Annotated in this window: 2 protein-coding genes and 3 pseudogenes; 3 read left to right on the top strand and 2 right to left on the bottom strand. The window is 53.0% G+C overall.

The features are described from left to right. A pseudogene (locus tag MKK70_RS24780) lies at positions 1 to 83 on the bottom strand (IS5/IS1182 family transposase); the annotation flags it as partial. Positions 84 to 330: 247 nt separating this feature from the next. Here MKK70_RS24780 and MKK70_RS30910 point away from each other — a divergent pair. Further along, on the top strand, positions 331 to 834 hold the full coding sequence (locus tag MKK70_RS30910) for an acyltransferase (RefSeq protein WP_313899111.1): 504 nt from the start codon (positions 331 to 333) through the stop codon (positions 832 to 834). Positions 835 to 984: 150 nt separating this feature from the next. On the opposite strand, the pseudogene MKK70_RS24775 reads toward MKK70_RS30910, so the two are convergent. Continuing rightward, positions 985 to 1,389: pseudogene (locus MKK70_RS24775) on the bottom strand (transposase); the annotation flags it as partial. A 417-nt stretch (positions 1,390 to 1,806) separates the two neighbouring features. Between MKK70_RS24775 and MKK70_RS24770 the strand changes: the two are divergent. Beyond that, on the top strand, positions 1,807 to 2,796 hold the full coding sequence (locus MKK70_RS24770) for a glycosyltransferase family 2 protein (protein WP_243950523.1): 990 nt from the start codon (positions 1,807 to 1,809) through the stop codon (positions 2,794 to 2,796). A gap of 732 nt (positions 2,797 to 3,528) precedes the next feature. Next, positions 3,529 to 4,130: pseudogene (locus MKK70_RS24765) on the top strand (IS5 family transposase); the annotation flags it as partial. Positions 4,131 to 4,869 lie beyond the last annotated feature (739 nt).

Here is a 4,869-nt window from a genome sequence, read left to right as displayed (position 1 = left end):
ACGGCCCATTCCGCATCGGTCAGGTCGGTTTCGTAGCGCAGGCGCGAACGGCTATGCTGCCGGCGAGTGGTCGAGGTCCACATGGTACATCCAGATCAGGCTTCAGCACCCTTCTGGAATCACCGCCATCCCGGCCACTCAACCCCTGCCGGATGTTATCAGACGGGCTCTAAGGCCGCCGGGTAGCAGGAGATTTAGGGGGCATGCTGGCTTGTGCCCCTGCACAAGAACCTGTAAATCACGATATTGTGAGAAAGAACCAAGCGCTAAGAAAACATTTTTCCTAACACTATGCTGCAAAAGTTCAAAATCTAAAGGCTTTATTCGAAAATGTTGAGAATGAAAAGGATAGTTAACAAATTCATCCTTACATTTCAGTCAAGTAGATTAGTCCCATTATCAATTCGCCCCAAGCTATTAAGATTAGCGGGTATACCGGTCGGAAAGGACCCCTGGATTGCAAAACTTACGTCGATACGATCAAATAAACTCTCTATCGGATACCATGTCGGAATTGCCGAGGGATGCCTCCTCGATGCTGTCGGCGGTATTGTATTAGAGGATTATGTGCGAATTGGTCCTAGAAGTATCATTATGACGTCGACGCATCCGATCGACGCTGGGGTTATACGAAGAAAATCTGATGGGGTATTACTCAAGTCAGTGTTAATAAAAAAAGGATGTTGGCTACACAGTGGAGTTATAGTAAATCCTGGGGTTACCATTGCTGAGGGCTGCGTGATTGGTGCTGGCGCCGTAGTGACTAAAGATACAGAGCCGAATGGCTACTATGGTGGCGTTCCTGCTTCGAGAAAGCGCGAACTACCAATGTAGTAATCGAACTTCAATCAGAGTATTTATCCGATAAAATGTGATGTGGTAATAAGTCTATATTTTACAATTTGTTATATACATGGATTGGTGTATTCGACAAAGTCAATTGCGCCTAGGGCCTGTCGTCGTCTGAACGGATTGGCTTGGCTAGCCGGCATCGTAGCCGCGTGGCCCTCCACTCTCGGTGGTCTTCACGCTCTGGCTGTCGAGCACTGCAGCGGTGGGCGAGGCGCTTCGACCGACCCGCTCGCGATCCGCCATGACGAGGTGATGATTGATCCGACCGAACAGGCCCTCGTCGCGCCAGCGCGCGAAGTAGCCGAACGTCGTGCTGCGCGGAGGCAGGTCCTTCGAGATCATTCGCCACGCGATGCCGCCCCGCAGCACGTAGAAGATCGCGTTCCAGATCTCGCGCATCGTCCAGATGGCGGGCCGACCGCACGAGGCCGGCTCCGGCATCAGCGGCGCGATCACGGCCCATTCCGCATCGGTCAGGTCGGTTTCGTAGCGCAGGCGCGAACGGCTATGCTGCCGGCGAGTGGTCGGGGTCCACATGGCACATCCAGATCAGGCTTCAGCACCCTTCTAGAATCACCGCCATCCCGGCCACTCAACCCCTGCCGGATGTTATCAGACGGGCTCTAAGGCAACTGGGCTTGGGTGACTATACCTTGTAGGTCGTAAGGTCACGGGGCGTCTTTAGGCAGCGGTCGAAATTGTGAGCGCTAACGAAGTTAGAGAGGTGAGGGCTGAGTTGCGTATGGTGCCGTAGTGCTGTCTTTAATCTTGCGGTTAATTCCGTCGACCCGACGTTGATATTAGAGTTACGTAGCTTGGTCAGGCGATGTTCGATATCATTGTGGTCGCAGGTAAGCTAGAAGGTGTAGGCTCGGAACATCTGCCGGCTGTAATCATTTCCTTGACTATCGACGCGGCCCGTGCATCTCTTAAATAATTATAAGGACTCTAAAGTTGCAGAAAGAAATCAACAAAGTTGTCGCATCGGTAGTCATTCCGACTTATAATAGCCAAGAAACTTTAGCTAGAGCTATTAGATCAGTTCAAAATCAAAGCCTTTCTGATATCGAAATATTAATTGTCAATGATTGTTCTTCGGACGAAAGTCTTCAAATAGCAAGAGATTTTTCAGTATCTGATAGCCGTATTTATATTATAGATTTAAAATCTAACAGTGGAAAGTCAGCTGCCATGAACGCGGCCATTGCAGCCGCCTCAGGCGAATGGATAGCCGTTTTAGATGCAGATGACACGTACGAAAAAGAAAGACTTGAGCGCCTTATTGGAATGGCTATAAAGGAAGATGTTGACCTGGTTGCTGATAATCAGCGTCATATTGATCCCGAAAAAGAGAGTGCATTCTCAATAGCTTTTCAAGCGCAAGGGATTGGACGCCATTTGTCGAGCGCTGATTTTGCGAAGTATTCTAGCTCTTCCTCCAAATTCGATTTTGGAATTCTTAAACCAATAGTTAAAAAGGATTTTATAAGTTCGACAGTCTTAAAATATAATGAGGGAGCACGGTTCGCCGAGGATTTCTACTATTTATTTGATTTTTTTGCAGCCGGAGGAAGAGCTTATATTTCTCATGCGCCCTACTATAATTGGTACATGCCATTTAGCCCTTCTTCACGGAAATGGAGCACCACAGGAAATGGCGCTTGGCGATATGATTATCGAATAGCATTATCAATCAATTCTGAATTTAAATCAACATATAAAGACCATGCGAATAAAAAATTGTATGACATTTTGCTAAGCAGAGAGGCTGGATATAAAAAAATGATTCACTATATCGATGCTCAAAAGCTTTTTGAAAAGGAAAAAAACTACAAGGCGGCTTTAGCTATAATAATATTTAATCCAAATATTTGGCCGCTGTTCATCAAGCGAGTTGGTGGTCGAGTCTGGAGATTTATTTTACAGAATGTATCGAAACGATAAATAATTTTTCAGTTGTAAGTGTTATGTAAATGTGGTGCGTTGGGAGGTGAAGGCCTATGCGTCGTGGTTCGAGGATGTGTGCCAATGAGATGTTAAGCGGTCTCGCGGATACTCGCCAATCATCGTCAGGTTTGTACCGTCACGGCTGTCCGCGCCAAGATCGTCTATTCGCACGATAGACCCGGTGTACCGGCAAGCGCTACGGCTTCTGCAGCAGTGCCCATTCACAAATGGCGTAACTATGGTCTCGATCCCTATTATAGCGGTTGCCCTTGGGATTGAGCCGTGGGTAGCGGTGAGGGGCGCGGTCTGGTTCGATGGCGCGCTTTCGAAGGAACGCACCACGCCGTCAGCCCTGTCAGTCGATCTGCGCGAGCGGGCCATTGAAGCGGTCGATGCGGGGTAGTCGCGCCGGCAGGCGGCCGAGCGCTTCGGTGTCGGGAAGGCCAGAGCGATCCGTTGGCACGCGCTTTCGCGAGGAGGGCTACGATGGCAGGCTGCGACCGGTCTCCGCCTGCCATCGTAGCCCATGCCGAGACGATCCTGGAGATCTGCCGCGCGCATCCGCAGATCTTCCTCTGAGAGTTGCGCGACACGCTGGGCGAGCAGGGTATCCGAACCAGCACGAGCGGGTTGTGGCGGTTCTTCGGTCATTACGGCATCGCCCGTAAAAGGGGCTCTTCAAGCCACCGAGCAGCAGCGCGAGGATGTAAGCGGCGTACAGCTCGATCTCGACCCGGGCCCTACACGACCTGCGGCAACCGCTTCCGGCGCTGGCGCAAGCGCGGCATTTGGGATCGGCTTCTGGCTGCCGTGTCGAAGGCTTACGAGGGCGATCTGCAGATGATCGACGCCACCAGCGTGCGGGTTCACCAGCACGCAGCCTGCGCTAAAAAAAAGAGGGCGGATCCGGTGGCATGGGTCGCTCACGGGGCGGCCTGACCAGTAAGATCCACGCGCTGGTGGATGCCGAGGGCCGTCCCCTCGCGCTGAAGATCACGCCCGGTCAGGCGCATGACGGGCGCTCGGCGACCGACATGCTGGGCGGGTTGGGTGAAGGCCAGGTCCTGCTGGGTGACCGGGCCTATGACAGCGATGCGCTGCGAGCCTGGATGTCCGAGCAGGGTGCTTGGGCGAACGTGAGGCCAATGCCCAACCGCAAACAGGTCCTGGCCTTCAGCCCGTTCCTGTACAAGTACCGCAACCTGGTCGAGCGCTTCTTCAGCAAGATCAAGCACTTCCGCGCCGTCGCCACCCGCTACGACAAGGATCCCGATAACTTCCTCGCCAGCGTCAAACTCGCTGCCGTCCGGGTCTGGCTGCGAACTTTATAAGTCCGCGACCTAGAGCAACAACACTGTTGTGGACGTAGCTTCCATCCTCCGACGCTACGTCCACGATGCGCGGCCTAGCTCTGCCGCTGCCAAAAGCGGGCTCCCCATTGCGGACCCGCGGCACAACTTGGGTAAGGAGAGTATCGATTTCGGCAAGCCATGGAGGCTGTAATTAAATTGTTGCGCGGGAATTCCAGATGGAGAGGTATACTCCCTTCGCGCAGACCCTACACGTCCGACGTCATCAGATGATGGGTGGGCGCTTGTCGCCCCTTATCTGACCCTGTTGCACGAGGATGCGGGGCAGCGCGAGCATAACTTGCACGAGGTGGGTACCCAAGGATGGGAGGCGCAGCCGATGATCAACACAGCCGTACTTATAGCGATCGCCGCGGCCCCCAGCACGGCAGCAGCACGCGCAATTACACCTGACGCCGGCGATGTTTGATTTGGCGCTGAACGCTGGAGCTTCCGGTGCAGAGCCTGAATCCGCCATGGTAGTCCGCCCTTTGGTATGGCTTTTGAGCATAGAGGACAGGCGAAGTGGCAAAGCACCCGAAGCCTGAGAAGATTATTGCCAAGCTACGGCAAGCGGATGTGCAGGTCTCAAAGTCTATCCGGAATCATTTGCATTTTGGCAGAGCTTACGGATCAAGGGACGCACGGAGACCCAGTCGAGGAATGCCAAGGCCTTTCGGCTTTGGCATTCCCAGTCCTTGGTAAGGCGGCGGCAGCAGTT

It is taken from the genome of Methylobacterium sp. E-041 (assembly GCF_022829665.1).
GTDB lineage: Bacteria > Pseudomonadota > Alphaproteobacteria > Rhizobiales > Beijerinckiaceae > Methylobacterium.
The sequence above is the reverse complement of the archived record's forward strand: the minus strand, read 5'-3'. Positions and strand labels throughout refer to the sequence as shown.